Origin of the sequence: Anaerostipes butyraticus (assembly GCF_016586355.1) — a bacterium.
In the GTDB taxonomy this organism is placed as follows: domain Bacteria; phylum Bacillota; class Clostridia; order Lachnospirales; family Lachnospiraceae; genus Anaerostipes; species Anaerostipes butyraticus.
Genome location: NZ_BLYI01000067.1, coordinates 1 through 19557 on the forward strand (window position 1 = coordinate 1; position 19557 = coordinate 19557).

20 protein-coding genes and 1 pseudogene are annotated in these 19557 nt (G+C 42.9%); 17 read left to right on the forward strand and 4 right to left on the reverse strand.

Annotated features, from left to right (window positions below):
- Nucleotides 1-137 precede the first annotated feature (137 nt).
- From trpE to JMF81_RS14640, 14 genes and pseudogenes are all read left to right on the forward strand, one after another.
- A complete protein-coding gene (gene trpE / locus JMF81_RS14575) occupies nt 138-1595 on the forward strand; it encodes an anthranilate synthase component I (RefSeq protein ID WP_201312163.1) in 1458 nt (485 codons plus the stop codon).
- A complete protein-coding gene (locus JMF81_RS14580) occupies nt 1592-3232 on the forward strand; it encodes a bifunctional anthranilate synthase component II/anthranilate phosphoribosyltransferase (RefSeq protein WP_201312164.1) in 1641 nt (546 codons plus the stop codon). The genes trpE and JMF81_RS14580 overlap by 4 nt, the downstream gene beginning before the upstream one ends.
- 9 nt (nt 3233-3241) lie before the next feature.
- On the forward strand, nt 3242-4021 hold the full coding sequence (gene trpC, locus JMF81_RS14585) for an indole-3-glycerol phosphate synthase TrpC (protein ID WP_201312165.1): 780 nt from the start codon (nt 3242-3244) through the stop codon (nt 4019-4021).
- A complete protein-coding gene (locus JMF81_RS14590; protein ID WP_201312166.1) occupies nt 4018-4638 on the forward strand; it encodes a phosphoribosylanthranilate isomerase in 621 nt (206 codons plus the stop codon). Before trpC ends, JMF81_RS14590 begins: the two co-directional genes overlap by 4 nt.
- A complete protein-coding gene (gene trpB, locus JMF81_RS14595) occupies nt 4631-5821 on the forward strand; it encodes a tryptophan synthase subunit beta (protein WP_201312167.1) in 1191 nt (396 codons plus the stop codon). The genes JMF81_RS14590 and trpB overlap by 8 nt, the downstream gene beginning before the upstream one ends.
- Nucleotides 5811-6599: a tryptophan synthase subunit alpha gene (gene trpA / locus JMF81_RS14600; protein WP_201312168.1), complete on the forward strand. Its 789-nt coding sequence runs from the start codon at nt 5811-5813 to the stop codon at nt 6597-6599. Before trpB ends, trpA begins: the two co-directional genes overlap by 11 nt.
- Nucleotides 6600-6665: 66 nt before the next feature.
- On the forward strand, nt 6666-7853 hold the full coding sequence (locus JMF81_RS14605) for a pyridoxal phosphate-dependent aminotransferase (protein WP_201312169.1): 1188 nt from the start codon (nt 6666-6668) through the stop codon (nt 7851-7853).
- A gap of 13 nt (nt 7854-7866) precedes the next feature.
- Nucleotides 7867-8922, forward strand: a complete 1056-nt coding sequence (hisC, locus tag JMF81_RS14610; protein WP_201312170.1) for a histidinol-phosphate transaminase — start codon at nt 7867-7869, stop codon at nt 8920-8922.
- Between the two features lie 253 nt (nt 8923-9175).
- Nucleotides 9176-10078 carry a DUF5688 family protein gene (locus JMF81_RS14615; protein ID WP_243282695.1) on the forward strand — a complete coding sequence of 301 codons (903 nt, stop codon included), beginning with the start codon at nt 9176-9178 and terminating at the stop codon, nt 10076-10078.
- A gap of 46 nt (nt 10079-10124) precedes the next feature.
- On the forward strand, nt 10125-11267 hold the full coding sequence (locus JMF81_RS14620; RefSeq protein WP_201312171.1) for an AI-2E family transporter: 1143 nt from the start codon (nt 10125-10127) through the stop codon (nt 11265-11267).
- Nucleotides 11268-11271: 4 nt separating this feature from the next.
- Nucleotides 11272-12120: a thymidylate synthase gene (gene thyA, locus JMF81_RS14625; RefSeq protein WP_201312172.1), complete on the forward strand. Its 849-nt coding sequence runs from the start codon at nt 11272-11274 to the stop codon at nt 12118-12120.
- Between the two features lie 9 nt (nt 12121-12129).
- The gene (locus JMF81_RS14630) at nt 12130-12618 is read left to right on the forward strand and encodes a dihydrofolate reductase (protein ID WP_201312173.1); all 489 of its coding nucleotides are present in this window, start codon (nt 12130-12132) and stop codon (nt 12616-12618) included.
- A gap of 74 nt (nt 12619-12692) precedes the next feature.
- A complete protein-coding gene (locus JMF81_RS14635; RefSeq protein ID WP_201312208.1) occupies nt 12693-13763 on the forward strand; it encodes a branched-chain amino acid aminotransferase in 1071 nt (356 codons plus the stop codon).
- A 272-nt stretch (nt 13764-14035) separates the two neighbouring features.
- A pseudogene (locus JMF81_RS14640) lies at nt 14036-14911 on the forward strand (carboxypeptidase-like regulatory domain-containing protein); the annotation flags it as partial.
- A 49-nt stretch (nt 14912-14960) separates the two neighbouring features.
- Here the strand turns inward: JMF81_RS14640 and JMF81_RS14645 are convergent.
- The 3 genes from JMF81_RS14645 to JMF81_RS14655 all read right to left on the reverse strand — a co-directional run bounded on the left by JMF81_RS14645 (nt 14961) and on the right by JMF81_RS14655 (nt 18430).
- Complete coding sequence (locus JMF81_RS14645; protein WP_201312175.1) at nt 14961-16415, reverse strand: recombinase family protein; 1455 nt, start codon at nt 16413-16415, stop codon at nt 14961-14963.
- A 325-nt stretch (nt 16416-16740) separates the two neighbouring features.
- Entirely contained in the window at nt 16741-17745 is a 1005-nt protein-coding gene (locus JMF81_RS14650) for an exonuclease domain-containing protein (RefSeq protein WP_201312176.1), read from the reverse strand.
- Between the two features lie 19 nt (nt 17746-17764).
- Complete coding sequence (locus tag JMF81_RS14655) at nt 17765-18430, reverse strand: LexA family protein (RefSeq protein ID WP_201312177.1); 666 nt, start codon at nt 18428-18430, stop codon at nt 17765-17767.
- Nucleotides 18431-18572: 142 nt separating this feature from the next.
- Here JMF81_RS14655 and JMF81_RS14660 point away from each other — a divergent pair, with 142 nt between their 5' ends.
- From JMF81_RS14660 to JMF81_RS14670, 3 genes are all read left to right on the forward strand, one after another.
- Nucleotides 18573-18764, forward strand: coding sequence for a helix-turn-helix transcriptional regulator (locus JMF81_RS14660; RefSeq protein WP_201312178.1), 192 nt, complete (start codon nt 18573-18575; stop codon nt 18762-18764).
- A 72-nt stretch (nt 18765-18836) separates the two neighbouring features.
- Nucleotides 18837-18986 carry a hypothetical protein gene (locus JMF81_RS14665; protein WP_201312179.1) on the forward strand — a complete coding sequence of 50 codons (150 nt, stop codon included), beginning with the start codon at nt 18837-18839 and terminating at the stop codon, nt 18984-18986.
- Nucleotides 18987-19005: 19 nt separating this feature from the next.
- Entirely contained in the window at nt 19006-19188 is a 183-nt protein-coding gene (locus JMF81_RS14670; RefSeq protein ID WP_201312180.1) for a hypothetical protein, read from the forward strand.
- Here the strand turns inward: JMF81_RS14670 and JMF81_RS14675 are convergent.
- Nucleotides 19148-19519: a DUF2513 domain-containing protein gene (locus tag JMF81_RS14675; RefSeq protein WP_201312181.1), complete on the reverse strand. Its 372-nt coding sequence runs from the start codon at nt 19517-19519 to the stop codon at nt 19148-19150. The genes JMF81_RS14670 and JMF81_RS14675 overlap by 41 nt on opposite strands.
- Between the last annotated feature and the right edge of the window lie 38 nt (nt 19520-19557).

The window sequence follows — 19557 nt, forward strand, 5'->3', positions numbered from 1 at the left end:
GGATAGAACCTGCGGCGCCAGCCGCGAACGAACGACGAAGTCGTGAGGTGCGAGGCTTGCAGCGTTAAAGGGATAGAACCTGCGCCGCAGAGCTTGCAGCGGAAAGCCGCCGGCGACCGATTGTAAGGAGGCTTAAGATGTTATATCCATCATTGGACGAAGTGAGAGAATTACTGAAAGAGTACAAGAGTGTACCGGTATTTTATGAAGTACTGGCGGACTATATGACGCCGATTCGTATGTTCCGGGCTCTCAGGAAAAAAGGGACTTCCTGCTTTATGCTGGAAAGTGTGGAAAATAAGGATCAATGGGGAAGATATTCCTTTATCGGAATCAATCCAAAATCAGAAATCAGGATACAGGGAAAAGAAGCAGATATCGATGGACAGAAACAGGAGATTGAGAATCCGGCACAGTTCCTGATGGAAATTGCCAGGGAACACAAAGCTCCGGTCATTCCGGGAATGCCGAATCTGACAGGAGGTCTGATCGGATATTTCGGTTATGATATGATCCGTTATATTGAAAAGAGTCTGAAGAATGTGCCGGAGGATGATCTTCAGATGCCGGACTGCCACTTGTGTATGTATGATCAGCTGATTGCATACGATCATTTATCCAACAAGGTCATCATCATCCAGAATATCCATCAGGGAGACCCGGTGGAAGACATTTATGAAGAACTGGAAGACCGGGCGGAGCTGATCCTTCGCAAGATGGAGCGTCCGGTGGCAATTCAGAGAGACCGTTTCCTGGCAGAAAAGCCGAAGGTAACTTCTAATCTCACAAAAGAAGGGTACGAAGAAAGCGTAAAGAAAGCCAAAGAATATATTACGAAAGGTGATATTTTCCAGGTGGTTCTTTCCCAGAGATTCGAAGTGGAAAGCGATGCGGATCCGTTTGATGTGTACCGATGTCTGAGAACCAGCAATCCATCGCCGTATCTGTATTTCTTCGATTTCGTAGATTATCAGGTAGTCGGAGCGTCACCGGAGAAACTGGTCAGTGTGCAGAATCAGATTGTGACCACCAAGCCGATCGCAGGAACCGTGCCGAGAGGAGCCACCAGAGAAGAAGATGATATGCTGGTAAGGCAGCTGGAGCATGACCCGAAGGAACGTGCGGAACACACTATGCTGGTGGATCTTGGAAGAAATGATGTGGGAAAAGTCAGTGAATTTGGCACGGTGGAAGTTAAAAACTTCATGACAGTAGAAAAGTATTCCAAAGTCACCCATCTGGTCAGTGATGTTCAGGGGAAATTACGGAAAGATAAGACGCCGATGGATGCTCTCTTCAGTGTGCTTCCGGCAGGAACATTGTCCGGAGCGCCGAAAGTAAGAGCCATGGAGATCATCGATGAGCTGGAAGAGAAGAAACGGGGCGTTTATGGAGGAACCGTCGGCTATCTGGCATTTGACGGCAGAATCGATACCTGTATCGCTATTCGGACCGTAGTATTTAAAGACGGAAAAGGATACGTACAGGCGGGAGCCGGAATCGTAGCGGATTCTGTGCCGAAGAGAGAGTATGAAGAAACCAGAAACAAAGCACAGACAGTGATTGATGCGATCAAGGAGGCGGCTCAGTTATGATTTTATTGATTGATAATTATGATTCTTTTACCTATAACGTATACCAGTATGTGGGAGAGCTTCATCCCCATATTGATGTAGCGAGAAACGATGAGATTACAATAGAAGAAATAGAAACCATGGCGCCGGAGTCGATTATCATTTCTCCGGGGCCGGGATATCCTGAAACCGCGGGAATCACAAACGAAGTGATCCGGCAGTTCTCCGGCAGAGTGCCGATTCTTGGCATTTGTCTTGGACATCAGGCCATCGGGGAAGTGTTCGGCGGAAAAGTCATACCGGCAGAGGAACTGATGCACGGAAAGATGAGCAAAATCTTTATTAAGAATACAGATCCTCTGTTTGACGGACTGGAAGAGGAAATTTATGCGGCAAGATACCATTCCCTTGTGGTGGATGCGGAAAGCGTGCCGGACTGTCTGGAGGTTCTCGGAACCGATGAGGCAGGACAGATTATGGCGCTGAAACACAAAGAGATGCCCGTGTATGGCATTCAGTTTCATCCGGAGTCTATTCTGACGGAAATGGGAATGAGAATATTAGAAAACTTTTTAACTGATGTGGCAGGAATTGACATTGAGAACAGAAAGAAGGAAATCGATATGACAACGATGAATCAGGAGACATTAAAACCATTCTTAGCAAAGATTGTAGAAGGAAACCACCTGACCACAGAGGAATCTTATAAAGCAATGGACTGTATCATGTCAGGAAATGCAACGGAAGCCCAGATTGCCAGCTTTCTGACCGGGCTTCGCATGAATGGGGAGACGCCGGAAGAAATCACAGGTTTTGCGAAGGTGATGCGTGCGAAGGCAGCGGTTGTTCCGGAGGAGACAGAAGCCATTGATATTGTAGGAACCGGAGGAGACCTGGCAAACAGTTTTAATATTTCCACCACATCTTCTTTCGTTATCGCGGCAGCAGGCGCCAAGGTCGCAAAACACGGAAACCGGAGTGTTTCCTCCAAGAGCGGCGCAGCCGATGTTCTGGAATCCCTGGGAGCTAAGATCGGATTGTCACCGGAAGAAGGCAGACAGTGTCTGGAAGATATCGGAGTGGCATTCCTGTTTGCTCAGACTCATCATGGCTCTATGAAATATGCCGGTCCGGTTCGGGCCCAGCTTGGAGTCCGTTCTGTATTTAACATTTTAGGACCGCTGGCCAATCCGGCCATGACTAATTATATTGTTTTGGGAGTCTATGAAGAAGAATTGCTGGAACCGATGGCAGAAGTATTAAAAAATCTTGGAGTCAAACATGCGCTGATCGTATTCGGAGATGACCGTTTGGATGAGCTGTCTATTTCTTCCACATCCAGTGTCTGTGAAATCAAAGACGGCAAGATTACAAAATATAAAATAGATCCAGAAGAATTGGGATTGTCTTTATATTCTAAGGACGATATTGTTGGCGGAACAGCAGATGAAAATGCTGTGATCACCAGAGATATCCTGGAAGGAAAAGAACAGGGAGCAAAGAGGGACATCGTTCTTTTAAATGCAGGGGCCGCTCTTTATACCATAGGAAAAGCGGCAACGATAAAAGAAGGAGTCGAGATTGCCAGACAGGCAATCGAATCAGGGAAGGCTTTAGAGAAATTAGATGAATTTATTCAGTACACCAATGCTTGTTAGGAGTAAAAAATGATTTTAGATGAGATTGTAGAAAAAAGAAAAGAACAGCTTCAGAGAGAAATGGATAATTTCCCTCTGGAGGATATGAAAGAAATGGCCTTAAATTCAAAAAACAAGAATTATGGATTTAAGGAAGCCCTGCAGAAGGATGGGTTATCCATCATTGCGGAAGTAAAAAAAGCGTCTCCGTCCAGGGGAGTGATCGCGGAAGAGTTCCGGCCGGTGGAAACGGCTCTTGCCTATGAGGAAGCCGGCGCAGCCGCCATTTCCTGCCTGACAGAAGAACATTATTTCAAGGGCGGCAGCAAATATTTCGCAGATATTCGTGCCAAAGTGGATCTCCCGATGCTGAGGAAAGATTTCATCATTGATCCATATCAGATTTATGAGGCGAAAGTCCTGGGAGCAGATGCGGTTCTGCTGATCGCAGCCATTCTTTCAGAGGAGAAAATGAAGGAATTTTACGAACTGGCAAAGAGTCTTGGGCTGGACTGTCTGGCGGAAGTTCATAATGAAGAGGAATTGAAACAGACAACCGCCTGCAAGTGTGATATCATAGGGATTAACAACCGTAATCTGAAAACTTTCGAGGTCGATCTGAACACCACATCAAAGCTTGCGCCGAAAATCTCTTACGAGGCGGTTCTGGTTTCTGAAAGTGGAATGATGACCAAAGAAGATCTGCTGAATGTAAGGAAACAGGGAGCGGACGGAGCCCTGATTGGCGAAGCATTTATGAGAGCTGATAACATTCAGGAAATGATGAAAGAATTAAGGAGCAGTTTATGATCGTTAAAATGTGCGGAATCCGCAGGGAGGAAGACGCTGCATATGCCGATGAAGTCTGCCCGGATTATGTCGGATTTGTCTTTGCAGACAGCCCGAGACAAGTGTCTGTGGAAGAGGCAGTCAGATTTCGGAAGGATTTGAGGAAAGAAATCCGCTGTGTGGGGGTATTTGTCAATGAGACGCCGGAGAAGATGGCAGAAACTGCCGCACGGGTTCCGCTGGATGCGCTTCAGCTTCATGGGGATGAGACAGAAGAAGATATCCGGAAGTTAAGAAGTCTTTGTGATAAAGAAATCTGGAAGGCAGCCAGGGTGAAATCAGCGGAAGATATTCAGAAAGTGCAGATGCTGCCGGCTGACCGGATTCTGCTGGACAGTTTTTCAAAAGAAGCCTATGGAGGAACCGGCAGAACCATCCGTCTGGATATTCTGAAAGAGGCAGAGATTACGAAGCCGTATTTTCTGGCCGGCGGACTGAATCCGGAGAATCTGAAGGATATTTTAGATGAGATTCATCCGGAAGGGATTGATATTTCCAGCGGAATTGAAACCGATGGATATAAGGATTTGGAGAAAATGAAGAAAATCATGGAGATAGCAGGAGGAAACAATGGGTAAAACAGGAAGATTTGGAGAGTACGGCGGACAGTATGTGCCGGAAATTGTTATGAACGCAGTCAATGAGCTTAATGAAGCTTATGAAAAATATAAAAATGATCCGGATTTTTTGAAGGAACTTCATTATTATTATAGAGAGTATGCCAACCGTCCGTCTCTTCTTTATTATGCGGAGAAGATGACGAAGGACCTGGGAGGAGCAAAGATTTATCTCAAAAGAGAAGATCTGAACCACACAGGCGCCCATAAGATTAATAATGTTCTGGGACAGGTGCTCCTGGCAAAGAGAATGGGCAAGAAAAGGATCATTGCGGAAACCGGAGCCGGACAGCATGGCGTGGCAACAGCGACAGCGGCTGCTTTGTTTGATATGGAATGTGTGGTATACATGGGAGCGGAAGACGTGGAGCGTCAGAGCTTAAATGCCTACCGCATGGAGCTTCTGGGAGCAAAAGTAGTAGCGGTGGAAAGCGGAACCAGAATCTTAAAGGACGCCATTAATGAGGCTATGAGAGACTGGGCAACAAACATCGAAACCACATTTTACTGTATCGGATCTGTTATGGGACCGCATCCTTATCCGGCTATGGTAAGGGATTTCCAGAAGATTATAGGAGAAGAGACAAGAAAGCAGATGCAGGAAAAAGAAGGAAAACTTCCGGACTGTGTGGTTGCCTGTGTCGGCGGCGGATCCAACGCCATGGGCGCTTTTTATGATTTTATCAAAGAAGAATCTGTCCGTCTGGTAGGGGCAGAGGCAGCCGGAAAAGGGGTAGATACAGATCAGCATGCTGCAACGATGGCAAAAGGAACCAAAGGAATTTTCCATGGAATGAAGAGCTATTTCCTTCAGAATGAAGAAGGTCAGATCAATCCCGTATATTCAATTTCTGCAGGGCTGGATTACCCGGGTGTAGGACCGGAACACGCGTATCTTCGTGAAATCGGAAGGGCCGAATATGTAAGTATCACGGATGAACAGGCAGTCAGGGCGTTTGAGTATCTGTCCAGGCTGGAGGGAATTATTCCTGCCATTGAGTCATCTCACGCGGTGGCCGCAGCCATGGAGATTGCTCCGAAAATGAGCCAGGACGAGACGATGGTTATCTGTCTGTCCGGACGTGGAGACAAAGATGTATACCAGGTAGCAAGATACAGAGGAGTGGAATTAGATGAGAATTAGAGAGACATTTGAAAAAAGAAAAAACAGCGGCCAGAAGGCGCTGGTGACTTATATTGTTTCCGGAGATTACGGATATGAGACAACAAAAGAAAACATTCGTGAAATGGTAAGAGCCGGAGCGGACATTATTGAAATCGGGGTTCCTTTTTCTGATCCGATTGCGGAAGGAATCGTCATCCAGGAAGCCAGCCAGCATTCCCTTTCCCAGGGGACGACTCTGAAAGGAATCTTTCAGATGGTGAAGGAATTAAGAGAAGAGATTAAAGAAACTCCGTTTGTTATGATGATGTACTTAAACAGTATTTACCGTTTCGGAACAAAGAAATTTTTTGATCTTTGCAATGAGTGCGGAATCGACGGCGTCATTGTGCCGGATATGCCGTATGAAGAAAAGGATGAGATTCAGGGAGAGGCGACAGCCCATAGAGTAGATAATATCAGCCTTGTGACGCCGACATCCCATGACCGTATTTCTATGATCGCAGGCGATGCGGAGGGCTTTCTTTACTGCGTCTCTTCTATCGGAGTGACAGGAACAAGAAGCGAATTTACAACGGATTTTGATTCTTTCTTTGATGTGATCAAAAAGAATTCAGAGATCCCATGCGCGGTGGGATTTGGAATATCCGGTCCGGAACAGGCAAAGACAATGAGTCAGTACTGTGACGGCGTGATCGTTGGAAGTGCCATTGTGAAGCTGATCAGCCAGCATGGCACAGAGAGTCCGAAGCATGTTTATGAATTTACACACAGCTTAAGAAAAGCCTTAGATGAGTAAATTGGGAGGAAGGCTTGCCTGGATACTTGCTTTGTTTTACAATAAAGTGAGAAAAGGAGAAAAAAGATGTTATCAAAAGAAGTATTAGAATTATCAAAACAGCACTCTGTGATCCGTGATATTTTTGAATTTGGAATGCAGCGTGCGAAGGAAGTAGGTCCGGAAAATGTATTTGATTTCAGCATCGGCAATCCAAGCGTTCCGGCGCCGAAAGAAGTCGATGAGACGGCGATCCGGTATCTGCAGACCTTAGATCCTGTGGAAATTCACGGTTATACAAGCAATGCGGGAATCACAGAAGTCCGTAAAGCAGTTGCGGATTCTTTAAACCGCCGGTTTGGAACGCATTATACAGAGAATAATATTTTCATGACCATTGGAGCAGCAGCAGCCCTTGGAATCTGTTTCCGGACGCTGGTGGACGGCCCGGAGGATGAGATTATTACGATCGCGCCGTATTTTCCAGAGTATCAGGCATATGCTCAGGGAGCCGGCTGTAAACTGGTAACGGTTCTGGCAGACACATCTGATTTCCAGATTAATTTTGAAAAGCTGGAAGAAGCAGTCAATGAGCATACAAAAGCGGTTCTGATCAATTCTCCGAACAATCCGACAGGAGTTGTGTATTCTGAGGAAACGATCCAGAAACTGGCGGATTTGCTGGAAGCAAAACAGAAAGAATACGGGCACAGCATTTATATTATTACAGATGAGCCATACCGCGAGATTGTTTATGATGGGTTTGAAGTGCCGCATGTGCCGAAATATTATAAAAATACACTGGTGGGATATTCTTTCAGTAAATCCCTGTCTCTTCCGGGAGAGCGTGTGGGATATATTGTTGCGCCGACCGAGGCGGAAGACTTCGAAAATCTGATTCCGTGCTTTATTGCGGCGGGAAGGCTGCTTTCTTATGTCAGCGTTCCGAGCCTTTACCAGAAAGTCATCGGGGAATGTGTGGATCTCACATCTGACATTTCCATTTATCAGAAGAATAAGGATTTGTTCTACAATGCGCTCATTGATATGGGATATGAGTGCGTGGAACCGGGCGGAGCCTTTTATCTGTTCCCGAAAGCGCTGGAAGAAGATGCCAATGCTTTCTGTGAGCGCGCGAAGAAATATGACCTTCTGATCGTGCCGGGAGACAGTTTCGGATGCCCTGGATATGTAAGGGTTTCTTATTGTGTGCCGACCGAGAGAATCGAGCAGGCCCTGCCGCTGTTTAAAAAACTCAGGGATGAATATAAATAAACGGGAGAATGTTATGAGCAGTTGGAGAGATAATGTACGAAAAGTTGAGCCTTATACTCCCGGCGAGCAGCCGAAGGAAGAAGGGGTCATTAAATTAAATACCAATGAAAATCCATATCCGCCGTCTCCGAAGGCCATGGAGGCAGTGTCTCAGATTAAAAATCTGAGAAAATATCCGGATCCGGCGGCAGTGAAGCTGACGGAAGCCATCGCTTCTTATCATGGACTTTCCAAAGAGGAAGTTTTTGTAGGAGTTGGGTCCGATGATGTGCTGGCGATTGCATTTATGACCTTTTTTAACAGTGACAAGCCGGTTTTCTTCCCGGACATTACATATTCATTTTATCCGGTCTGGGCAGAACTTTTTGAAATTCCGTATGAAAAGAAAGCACTGGATCAGGAATTTAAGATCAGAATAAAAGATTATGCCGGAGAAAATGGAGGTGTTGTATTTCCGAATCCGAACGCTCCGACAGGAATTCTGATGCCTTTGGATGAAGTGGAAGAGATTCTTAAGGGAAATCAGGATGTTGTTGTAATTGTAGATGAGGCTTATATTGATTTTGGGGGGACTTCTGCGCTGGAACTGACCAGGAAATATGAGAATCTGCTGGTGGTGCAGACGTATTCCAAGTCACGTTCCATGGCGGGACTTCGTATTGGATATGCCATGGGAAATAAAGATCTGATCCGTGCCATGAATGATGTGAAATATTCTTATAATTCTTATACGATGAATGAGCCGTCGATTCTTATGGGGGCAGCGGTTCTGGAAGATGAAGAATATTTTCAGGAGACGAGAAAGAAGATCATAGATACAAGAGAATGGTTCAAAGAGGAAATGAAGGGATTAGGATTTACTTTCCCGGATTCTAAGGCAAATTTCCTGTTTGCTTCTCACGAAAAGTTTGCGGCAGAAGAATTATTTGAAGCTGCCAAAGAAAAAAAGATTTATGTCAGATATTTTGATCAGCCAAGGATCAATGATTATCTGAGGATTACGATTGGTACAAAGGAAGAAATGGAAGCTTTGCTCGATTTTTTCCGGGAGTATTTCAAAGAAAAATAAGTTTATGCATAATGAAAGGGAAATTTTCGCAGGAAAATTTCCTTTTTTCAGTTGACTGTAAAATTTTGTCTGGTCAGGCCGGGCGCCGCGCAGAATATGACAATTTTATAAATTAGTATAAAAGACTTGAAAAAGCAGAGAGATTCCAGTACAATGAAAATGGAAAATATTTACAAATGAAAAAGCGTGAAGGAACTGGCAAGGCCAGCGGGTATGACATGGGTTTTTCGTCCTGGAGGGAAAGGAGAACATCATGTTAAGTGAGAGAGAATTTTATGATTATGTGAGACAGCATATCCTGGAATATGTCAGGGATGCGGAAGGGAAAGAAGCCAGAGTACAGAAAATCTGCAGAAACAATCAGGTAATGATCGCAGCATTGTCGATTGGAAGAGAAGGGGAGCATCTGCAGCCGGTTTTGTACCTGGAGCCATATTATCAGGAATATGCCAAAGGATGGGATCTGTCGGAGATCATGTGTGGAATTGGGACTGCCTATGAGGAATGCAGTCTTGGTTTTGACCTGGATGAACAAAAGATGACGGATTATGGTTACATCAAAGACCGGCTGTTTTACCGGCTGGTCCATTATGGAAAGAACCGGGAGATGCTGAAGATGTGTCCATTTGATCAGATGGAGGATCTTGCGGTGACTTACCGGTGGATGGCATATCGGAATGCAGACGGGATGGCAAGCGCGCTTGTGCGTAAGAGAGATCTTCTGATGTGGGGCGTTGATGAAGAGCAGATAAAGAAAGATGCCAGACGCAATACCGAAAAGATATTTCCTCCTGTACTCAAGAAGATCGAGAGTGTGATTCCTGTTCAGGTGGAGGAAAGCGGCATACCGGTTTTTGTTTTATCTAACAGTGATTATATGAACGGAGCATCGGCAATGATCTATCAGGAGGTGCTGTACGATTTTGCGTCCAGGATGGAACAGAATCTTTATATTCTTCCGAGCAGCATTCACGAGGTGATTCTGCTGAGAGAAGAGGATGTGGAAAATGTCAGGGAATTATCGTATATGGTAAAGGAAACCAATCAGACAATTGTAAACCCTGAAGAGATTCTGTCAGATCATGTTTATTATTATGACCGCAGGTCAGACAGGATCCGTATTGCAGATCATCCAGGGTGGACGGGTATGTCATGATACGTTATAATAAGCGGGATAAGAAGGCAAGGAGTGATAGATGCATATGAAACGTTGGGAAATTTATCTGGATATGATTATGGAATTGCTGGTAATCGCCGCGGGAGCGGTGCTTCTGGTATTTGTCGTGCCAAGATGTCTGGGATTTTTATGGCCTTTTGTCGCAGGATGGATCATTGCAATGATTGCTCATCCGGTGATCGAATATCTGGAAAAGAAGATAAAGCTGCCGAAAAAGTTCGGTTCGGTCATTTTGATCGTGGCGGTCGTGACAGCGATTATCGCGCTGCTGTATTTCTTTGTACGGGGAGTGACAATGCAGGTCATTCAGTTTATCCAGGGATTTCCGGACTTTCAGAAGGACTTTATTGTGCAGTTTGATTTTTTCCGGCAGAAGATAGAATATATTCTGGAAATTCTGCCGCCGGCAGTGCAGAGTCAGCTGGATAACATTCTTCAGTCCATCGGCAGCGGAATTGCAGGAATTGTGTCAGGCATAGGAAATTACGGGGTATCTCATGCAGGAAGCATGGCAAAAGGCATGACCAATGGATTGATCGGTGTGGTCGTTATGTTCTTTTCTTCTTATATGTTTTTGATTGACAGGGAAAAGATCATACGGTGGTATCACAGGTCAGTGCCGAAGGTTGTAAAGCACAAAATCAATATTTTTCTGCATAATACTTTGGGCGTCCTTGGAAGCTACTGTCTGGCGCAGATTAAGATCATGTTTATTATCATTGCGATTTTGTGGATCGGATTTAAGATTGCCAGCATCAGCTACGCGTTTTTGTTTGCGGTTTTGATTGGAATTGTGGATATTTTTCCGATTCTTGGAACCGGTACGGTAATCATTCCATGGGCACTATTCTGTATTGTGACAGGAGATATTAAGAGAGCGGTAATCCTGCTGATCGTATACGCAGTCTGTCTGATCCTGAAACAGGTGCTTCAGCCGAAGATGATGGGAGACAGTATGGGAATCTCAGCCCTGACGACGATTTTCCTGATTTATGTCGGATGGAAGATCGGAGGATTAGGCGGTATGCTGCTTGCCCTTATATTAGGTATGTTTGTGATTAATCTGTATCGTCTTGGTATTTTTGACCGTAAGATCAATTTCTTCCGGCGAAGGATTGAGATGCTGACGATAAACAGTGAAGCAGAAGAAAAAGAAAAGGAGAAATAATAGAATGAGTTACGCAGATCAATTGTTTATTGACATGTGCAAAGATATTCTGGATCATGGAACAAGTACGGAAGGAGAAAAGGTCAGACCTCACTGGGCGGATGGAACGCCGGCTTATACGATCAAACAATTCGGAGTCGTGAACCGATATGATCTGTCAAAGGAATTTCCGGCGCTGACTCTCAGGAAGACTTATGTAAAATCAGCCATTGATGAACTCCTTTGGATCTGGCAGCGAAAATCTAATAATGTGAAAGATCTGAAGAGCAGTATCTGGGATGAGTGGGCAGATGAGAATGGCTCTATTGGAAAAGCTTATGGATACCAGATGAGGGTGAAGCATCAGTATCCGGAAGGTATGATGGATCAGGTGGACCGGGTGATTTATGATCTGAAGAATCATCCGTTCAGCCGCAGGATTATGACGAATATTTATGTCCATCAGGATCTTCATGAAATGAATCTGTATCCATGCGCTTACAGCATGACATTTAATGTAACCCAGAAACCCGGACATGATAAATTAACTCTGAACGCGATTTTGAATCAGAGGTCCCAGGATATTCTGGCAGCAAATAACTGGAATGTAGTGCAGTATTCTGTTCTGGTATATATGATGGCGCAGGTATGTGATATGGAGCCGGGAGAACTGGTGCATGTCATAGCAGATGCGCATATTTATGACCGCCATATTCCGATTATTCAGGAAATGATCCAGAGGAAGACGTATCCGGCACCGAAATTCTGGATGAATCCGGACGTGAAAGATTTTTATGAATTTACGCTGGATGATTTTAAGGTAGAAGATTATCAGGCCGGTGAGCAGATCAAAGATATACCAATCGCCATATAGGAGGATATTATGAATCTAATTGTAAATGCAGATAAGAACTGGGGAATTGGCAAGAATAATGAACTGCTTGTCCATATTCCGAATGATATGAAGATGTTTCGAAATACAACGATCGGTAAAGTAGTTGTTATGGGCAGGAAAACTCTGGAAAGCTTTCCAAACGGACTGCCTCTGGTGAAACGGACCAATATTGTTATGACGAAAAACAAAGATTACGATGTGAAGGGCGCTGTGATTGTCCACAGCAAAGAAGAACTGCTGGAAGAATTAAAAAAATATCCGCAGGAAGATATCTTTGTCATAGGAGGGGAGAGCATTTACCGTATGCTCCTTCCATACTGCAGTACGGCTTATGTTACAAGGACGGATTATGCCTACGACGCGGACACTTATTTCCCGAATCTGGATGAGATGGAGGAGTGGAAGCTGACGGAAGAAGGAGAAGAAGAAACGTATTTCGATATCGAGTACCGTTTTACAAAATACGAAAAATTGTAAACAACAATTGACATCCGAAAAAAAAAGTTTCATAATATATTCAACAAAATACAAACAGGAAGGAAGAGATGAGGATGTTAGACATCAAAGTAACAAAGACGGAAACTCCAAAAGCGAAACCTGCAAAAGATGATCCATTATTATTTGGAACTATCTTTACAGATCATATGTTCATCATGGATTATGCAGAGGGAAAAGGATGGTATGATCCTAGAATTGTCCCATATGGAGATATTACATTACCTCCGGCTGCAACGATTTTCCATTATGGACAGGGTGTTTTCGAAGGATTAAAAGCATATAACGCAGTTGACGGGGGAGTCAATCTGTTCCGTCCGGATATGAACGCAAAACGTTCCAACCGTTCTTCCGACAGATTGTGTATTCCAGAGATTCCGGAAGAAGATTTCGTACAGGCGATTGAAGAACTGGTAGAACTTGATAAAGACTGGATTCCGAATGAACCAGATCATTCTTTATATATTCGTCCGTTTATCATTGGTACAGATCCATTCTTAGGATTACGTACATCTGCATATTATAAATTTATTATTATCTTATCACCGGTAGGACCATATTATCCGGAAGGACTGGATCCGGTCGGTATCTGGATTGAAGATGACTATGTAAGAGCTGTCAGAGGAGGAATCGGTGAAGCGAAGACCGGAGGCAACTACGCAGCAAGTATTTTATCACAGGTTAAGGCTCATGACGAAGGATATTCTCAGGTACTCTGGCTGGATGGTGTATATAGAAAATACATTGAAGAAGTAGGAGCGATGAATATTTTCTTTAAGATTGATGGAAAAGTTGTAACACCAATGCTCAACGGCAGCATCCTTCCTGGAATTACAAGAGATTCTGTTATCCAGATCTGCAAAGAATGGGGATATGATGTAATTGAGAAACGTATCGATATTGCAGAGATTGAAGAAGCATGGAAGAACGGAACACTGGAAGAAGTATGGGGAACCGGAACAGCAGCCGTTATTTCACCTGTCGGAAAATTACGTATGGGTGATGAGATCATGCAGGTACAGGATGGCGGAATTGGTGAATTAAGCCAGAGACTGTATGACGAAGTAACAGGTATCCAGCTTGGTAAAGTAAAAGATACCCGTGGATGGATTGTAAAGATCGACTAAGATTTTGAAAATAAAACAGAGAATAAAAGAACGCAGGATTTTCTATGAATTCCTGCGTTCTTTCTCTTTTATGCTTATATACAGATGAGATTTTGGCAGGAATTATGATGGAAGGACTTGAGGCAGTTCTTTTTGAAATGGATGATAAATACTTTCAGGGAAATGTCTCGCTGAAAAGTATGTTGAAAATTTTGAAAGAGGATTCTTCCTTAGAAGAACCGTTTTCCGGGAAAAAACATATATTAGAGTAAAAGACTTTTGGAAGGTGGCATATGCCGGAACAAGACAGAAGGGAACAGATTGATAAGGGACAGCTGATGGTTCAGGTAAATTCCAATACCGGAGCCAGACCGATTTCCGATGCGTCTGTGGAGATTTCTTATACCGGAGATCCTGAATCCGTAATTGAAAAGATAGAAACCAATGAAGACGGACAGACGGAGGATATTGAACTTGCAGCGCCTCCGGTAGAATACAGCATGTCGCCGGGGGAAAATCAGCCGTACGCGGAATATACGGTAAAAATCAGTGCCCCGGGGTATGAGCCGGTTACCGTATCCGGAGCGCAGATTCTTTCCGGAGTCCGGGGAATACAGAATGTCCGGATGCAGCCATTGGAAGTGTCCGATGATAATCTGGATAATTTTGTGATCGGTCCGCATACCTTGTGGGGAGATTATCCTCCTAAAATTGCTGAAGCTGAAATTAAACCGGTAAATGAAACGGGAGAGATTGTATTAAGCCGTGTGGTAATTCCGGAGTATATTGTAGTTCATGATGGTCCGGTGGGAGATAAGACGGCAACAGATCATTATGTCAGATACAAAGATTATATTAAAAATGTAGCAGCCTGTGAGATTTATTCCACGTGGCCAAGATCAACGCTGGAAGCCAATATTCTGGCGATCATGTCATTTACGATGAACCGGGTATATACGGAATGGTACAGAAACAAAGGCCATGATTTTACGATCACTTCTTCTACAGCGTACGATCATAAGTGGATTCCCGGAAAAACCACTTATGATTCGATCAATACGATTGTAGATGAAATTTTTTCAAATTATCTTTCAAGACCAAATGTAAAGCAGCCGATTCTGACACAATACTGCGATGGGAAACGGGTCAGCTGTCCGGAATGGATGACCTTTTCGCAATTGTTTATAAGTACCAAAAAACCACGTATTTAAGCCATTTTCAGGCATAGTAGTGGATAGAGATTTCTTTATTTTCCCGGTCAAAGACAATTTTGCTGACAACAGACGTGATGGCGGCATGTTTTTCTTCTGTGCTGTATTTTTCACTGGAAACGATATCATAAACGCCCCGGATCCGGCCTGGCATGTTGACCGGTTCCGGTTCTGCCGGCCGGGATTTTAATTTTTCTTCCAGTGCAGCACGTTCCTTCTCTAAAAGTTTTTTATTCTCTTTATACTCTTCCAGAGTATCCACGCCGTCAAGATAGGCCTCTTTGATACGTTTCTCTTTCAGTTCCAATTTCTGCATCTGCTCCTCATAGAGACATGTGTCGCTGGACAGAGAGGTAGCAGGTGCATATTCGTATTCTATGTAAGACTTTCCCATATCTTCCTGCAGGGCATTTAAGATCAGAGGCACGAGTTTCTTCTCGCTGATCCGGTGGTTACTGGAACATTTCCCTTTCAGATACCGGTAGCACTGGAAATTGATATAAGTCCGGCCATATCTGGAATCTTTTTGCACAGAGGTGGACAGAGTGGCGCCGCAGGCGGAACATTTTACGAGACCGGACAGCCAGTGGCGTCTCATGGAAATGGCCACGCCGCCCCGGGGATGGTATTCTCTTTCCAGTCGTTCGTTGGCCAGATTCCAGGCTTCTTCTGGGATGATGGCTTCAAAATTGCCTTTCCGGATGATCCATTCGCTTTTATCTTTTAACTTTTTGGAATTTGCATCAGAACGATTCCAACGCAGATATCCTTTGTAGATGGGATTCTGGATAATGTACCGCACGCCACGGGCTTCAAATTCGCCGCCAGTTCGCGTTTTAAGTCCAAGGCTATTAAGATATCGGGCAATCTCATAAAAGCCCATTGTAGAGCCTGTGTATTTGTCAAAGATCAATTTGACAATCTCTGCCTGGTCTGGGACGATGACCGGAGGTTTCCCCTTTTGCTCTACTTTGTATCCGAGAGCAGGAGAGGCCTGGAAATTGCCCCGCAGAGCATTTTCTGTCATTCCTCTGGTAACATCCTCTGCCAGGCGGATGGAATAAAACTCATCCATCCATTCGATAATCCGCTCGATTAGGCCGCCATAGATGTCGCCGCCAATATTTTCAGTTATGCTGATCACTTCAATACCGCATTTATTCCGAAGCATAGATTTGTACACGATAGACTCCTCTTGGTTTCTGGCAAACCGGGAGAATTTCCAGACAAGGATTACTTCAAAAGGAGCAGGTTTTTGCTTGGCGAGGGAGATCATCTCCATAAAGGCCGGCCGTTTGGCCGCTTTTTTGCCGGAGATGCCCTTATCAACAAAAATAAATTCTTTGGGCAGTATCATATGGTTTTTCTTTGCATATTCCAGGAGGAGACGCCTCTGAGCGTCTGGGGACAATTCTTCCTGCATATGTGTACTGACGCGAATGTAAGCAGCAGCTGTTTTCATGTATATCACCTTACCTTTGTAAAAAATATGAAAAAAGGGTACAAAAAATACACCTCTTGCCAGGTGCAACCAAGAAATGATATACTTAAACTTGTGTAGAGGAAAGTATATCATGCTGGCTGCATGGTAGTAAGTTTTCTCAGTGCCGCCTGGTTGCCGCCAGGCGGTTTTTTGTTTATAAATTAAAAGACACCCAAGTATTATAAAAAATACATGAGTGCCTTTCAACCGTAATCAGTACGGTTTTCTCTGTACTAGTATAATACCATAGAAATTTTATTATTACAACAATTCTCAGTGCCGCCCGGTTGCCGCCAGGCAGTTTTTAAATTTCATTTATCAAATCGTAAAATACATTTTCAGACAATATCTCTATGTCTTGACCTGAAAGTTTCAATTTTTCTGCTTTCTTTTGTTTTGAGCTTTTTCCGTCCTTAATTGTTGGGCAGTAGTCGTTGTTACCTAAAATCAAATAATTTGTTTTCTTGGTAACAGAATTAGCGATTATACCTCCGGCATTCACAACAAGCTGCATAGCTTCTTTTCGAGTCATTTTTTCTAATTTACCGGTGAAACAACATACTTTTTGGTAAAAGAAGCCAGACTCGTCAATTTCGTCAGAAACAGGCGTAATAGAACTAAGGTCAATGTAAGTATGTTTCTTCTGCTTGAAATCTGCAATAAAATTATCAACACTTCCGAACTGATCTATAGCAGCATTTTGAAGTTTTATGAAGAGATCATACGTGGCCTGACAATCTGAAAGCGAACGGTGGACGGACTCTACTTCTATATTGTAAAAATCAACCATATCAGAAAGTCTGTGATGCTTAAGCGATTTATGCAAATTTCTTGACAATCTTAAAGTATCTACAAAATCGTTTGAAAGTTCAAAATTTAAATATTTGGCGAAATTATCATATAAAAAATTTATGTCAAAATGAATATTATGTCCAATTAAAATATCGTTACCAATAAAATTATAAAAATCTTGTAAAACAATAGAAATATCCGGAGCAGAAGAAAGCATTTTATTTGTTATTCCGGTCAAATCAGTAATAAAAGGATCAACGAAATAGTACTTTTGACCATTATTGTCAATTAAAAAATCAGAATTAAAATCCTCAATACAGTCATCATAAAGAGGCTGAGGTGCCGGCTTGATTAATGAAGAAAATGAAGACTCAGGTTTTCCATCTTTAACTTTAATGGCGCCAACTTCGATAATAGAATCAAATGCAGGATCAAGTCCGGTGGTTTCGATGTCGATTATAGTGCAATCTGATGGAAAGTCGATTAGACTATTTCCTTTGTTACGAATCTTTTTCATGTTATATACCTCTCTAATATTAAAATTTTGCCCTTAGTTCCACAACACGCCCGATAATCCGAACGGGTTTTGACTTTATCTCCTGATTGGAAAAGAACATAGGCTCATAACTGGGATTTGTAGAAATGAGTTCAATTCCATCCCTGTATTTTCTTAGTCTTTTGCATGTTGCATCTGTTCCATTTACAGTCGCTATAACAGTATCACCGGTTTCCGCGTCATCCTGTTGTCGGACAATAACAATATCACCGTCGGAAATCTTAGGTTCCATGCTGTCTCCGTGAATCTGTAAACCGAAAAAGCTGCCGGTTTTGGCCATATCTTCCGGAATCTCTTCCGTGTCTATAACATCTTCTATCATCTCTAATGGGATACCAGCGGCAACACGGCCATATATATTGATTAAAGCTCCCTTTTTAGCAGGAGGTTTGCTTTCTTCTTTATTCGGAGTCAATGATACAGTACCGTCTATTCGCTCAAATAATGTATTGAAATCAATACCCATCGCATCTGCGGCTTGCTTAATGCATTGAATAGAAGGAGAAATTGGTTTTCCTGTTTTAGGATGCTTATTCTTTTCTAAAAGAGAAATGTACGCTTTACTTATACCACTCATATCAGAAAAAGTTCCCATGCTTATTTTATGAGAAGTTCTATATTCTTTAATAATATCTCCTAAAGTCATTTTTTTTCACCACCTTTGTTTAGTATATTATACAATGGTGGGGTTACACATGTCAAACATTTTGAACAAAAGTATTGACAAAGTGTGTCTAACAAGTTAAACTATTTGTGTCAAACAAATTAAACGAAAGGAGGGACAAACCTTGAATTATAGAATCAAAGAGATTAGAGAAAAGGAAAAAATGTCACAAGTAGAGCTGTCTAAAAAGGCAGGAGTGTCAAGGACAATAATTTCTGGTTTAGAGAGCGGGACAATTACCGTTACAACAACAGAGACTTTGTCAAAAATTGCAACTGCACTAGGGAAAAAGGTAAGTGATATTTTTTTAGATTGAGTGTTTAACAAATTAGACAATAACAGAGATTGAAATGCAAATATTGTTTAAAGGCAGCAGGAAGGAGAACGGATGAAAACATTGATAGTAATAGGAATGTGGATTGTTGGAGCAATCATGATTGCAATAATGCGAAAAGTAGCACCGGAAAACAATGGCTGGTATCCGGTGTGGGCGCTATTTGTATGTGTAGTATTTACCTTAAGTTCTCTAACTTGGTAATAGAAGGAAGGAAAAGCGGATGGAAGAGCAAAAATGGCTGAGATTAGAAATAGTAGATGATCAATTATATTTGGAAAAGAAACTTCTAAAAGGAATTGAATATTACAAATTAAAAAAGGAATCGACTATGCCAGAGGGCACAGCCGAACTTGAATTAAAGATCATAGTAAACTTTGGAAATGCGAGAGAGCCAAATCTTTAGCCAGTTCAAAAAGAATAGGAAGTGATGCGGCCCCTTTACTTTTAAGTTTATTCCATACGGTTTCGGTCCTGATATTAGCGAGAAATTCATGGCCTTTTGGAGTTAAATCGGTGATATAAACACTGCGGCCAGAATCGTAAAAACTGCTAGTAGTTATTAATCCGGAATCTCTTGCTTGAAGAATATGATAAATGATCTCGTCGTGAGAATATTTATCAGATAAAGATGAGGGAGTGTCTTTTTCGTAATAGAAACTTTTTTCGAATGTAATAACTTCTTCAGCAGATATTAAAATATCGCGCACACAATCGATGTTTAATTTCAATAACAAATAGCCTCCTTTCTTTCAATACTCGGCATGGCAGTGCC

Coding starts and splice junctions, on each gene's coding strand:
- JMF81_RS14590 (WP_201312166.1), top strand. CDS start 4,018: ATGATCGTTAAAATGTGCGGAATCCGCAGGGAGGAAGACGCTGCATAT.
- JMF81_RS14670 (WP_201312180.1), top strand. CDS start 19,006: ATGGAAGAGCAAAAATGGCTGAGATTAGAAATAGTAGATGATCAATTA.
- trpE (WP_201312163.1), top strand. CDS start 138: ATGTTATATCCATCATTGGACGAAGTGAGAGAATTACTGAAAGAGTAC.
- JMF81_RS14635 (WP_201312208.1), top strand. CDS start 12,693: ATGTTAGACATCAAAGTAACAAAGACGGAAACTCCAAAAGCGAAACCT.
- JMF81_RS14630 (WP_201312173.1), top strand. CDS start 12,130: ATGAATCTAATTGTAAATGCAGATAAGAACTGGGGAATTGGCAAGAAT.
- JMF81_RS14655 (WP_201312177.1), bottom strand. CDS start 18,430: ATGACTTTAGGAGATATTATTAAAGAATATAGAACTTCTCATAAAATA.
- JMF81_RS14665 (WP_201312179.1), top strand. CDS start 18,837: ATGAAAACATTGATAGTAATAGGAATGTGGATTGTTGGAGCAATCATG.
- trpC (WP_201312165.1), top strand. CDS start 3,242: ATGATTTTAGATGAGATTGTAGAAAAAAGAAAAGAACAGCTTCAGAGA.
- hisC (WP_201312170.1), top strand. CDS start 7,867: ATGAGCAGTTGGAGAGATAATGTACGAAAAGTTGAGCCTTATACTCCC.
- JMF81_RS14645 (WP_201312175.1), bottom strand. CDS start 16,415: ATGAAAACAGCTGCTGCTTACATTCGCGTCAGTACACATATGCAGGAA.
- JMF81_RS14605 (WP_201312169.1), top strand. CDS start 6,666: ATGTTATCAAAAGAAGTATTAGAATTATCAAAACAGCACTCTGTGATC.
- thyA (WP_201312172.1), top strand. CDS start 11,272: ATGAGTTACGCAGATCAATTGTTTATTGACATGTGCAAAGATATTCTG.
- JMF81_RS14615 (WP_243282695.1), top strand. CDS start 9,176: ATGTTAAGTGAGAGAGAATTTTATGATTATGTGAGACAGCATATCCTG.
- trpB (WP_201312167.1), top strand. CDS start 4,631: ATGGGTAAAACAGGAAGATTTGGAGAGTACGGCGGACAGTATGTGCCG.
- trpA (WP_201312168.1), top strand. CDS start 5,811: ATGAGAATTAGAGAGACATTTGAAAAAAGAAAAAACAGCGGCCAGAAG.
- JMF81_RS14650 (WP_201312176.1), bottom strand. CDS start 17,745: ATGAAAAAGATTCGTAACAAAGGAAATAGTCTAATCGACTTTCCATCA.
- JMF81_RS14580 (WP_201312164.1), top strand. CDS start 1,592: ATGATTTTATTGATTGATAATTATGATTCTTTTACCTATAACGTATAC.
- JMF81_RS14620 (WP_201312171.1), top strand. CDS start 10,125: ATGAAACGTTGGGAAATTTATCTGGATATGATTATGGAATTGCTGGTA.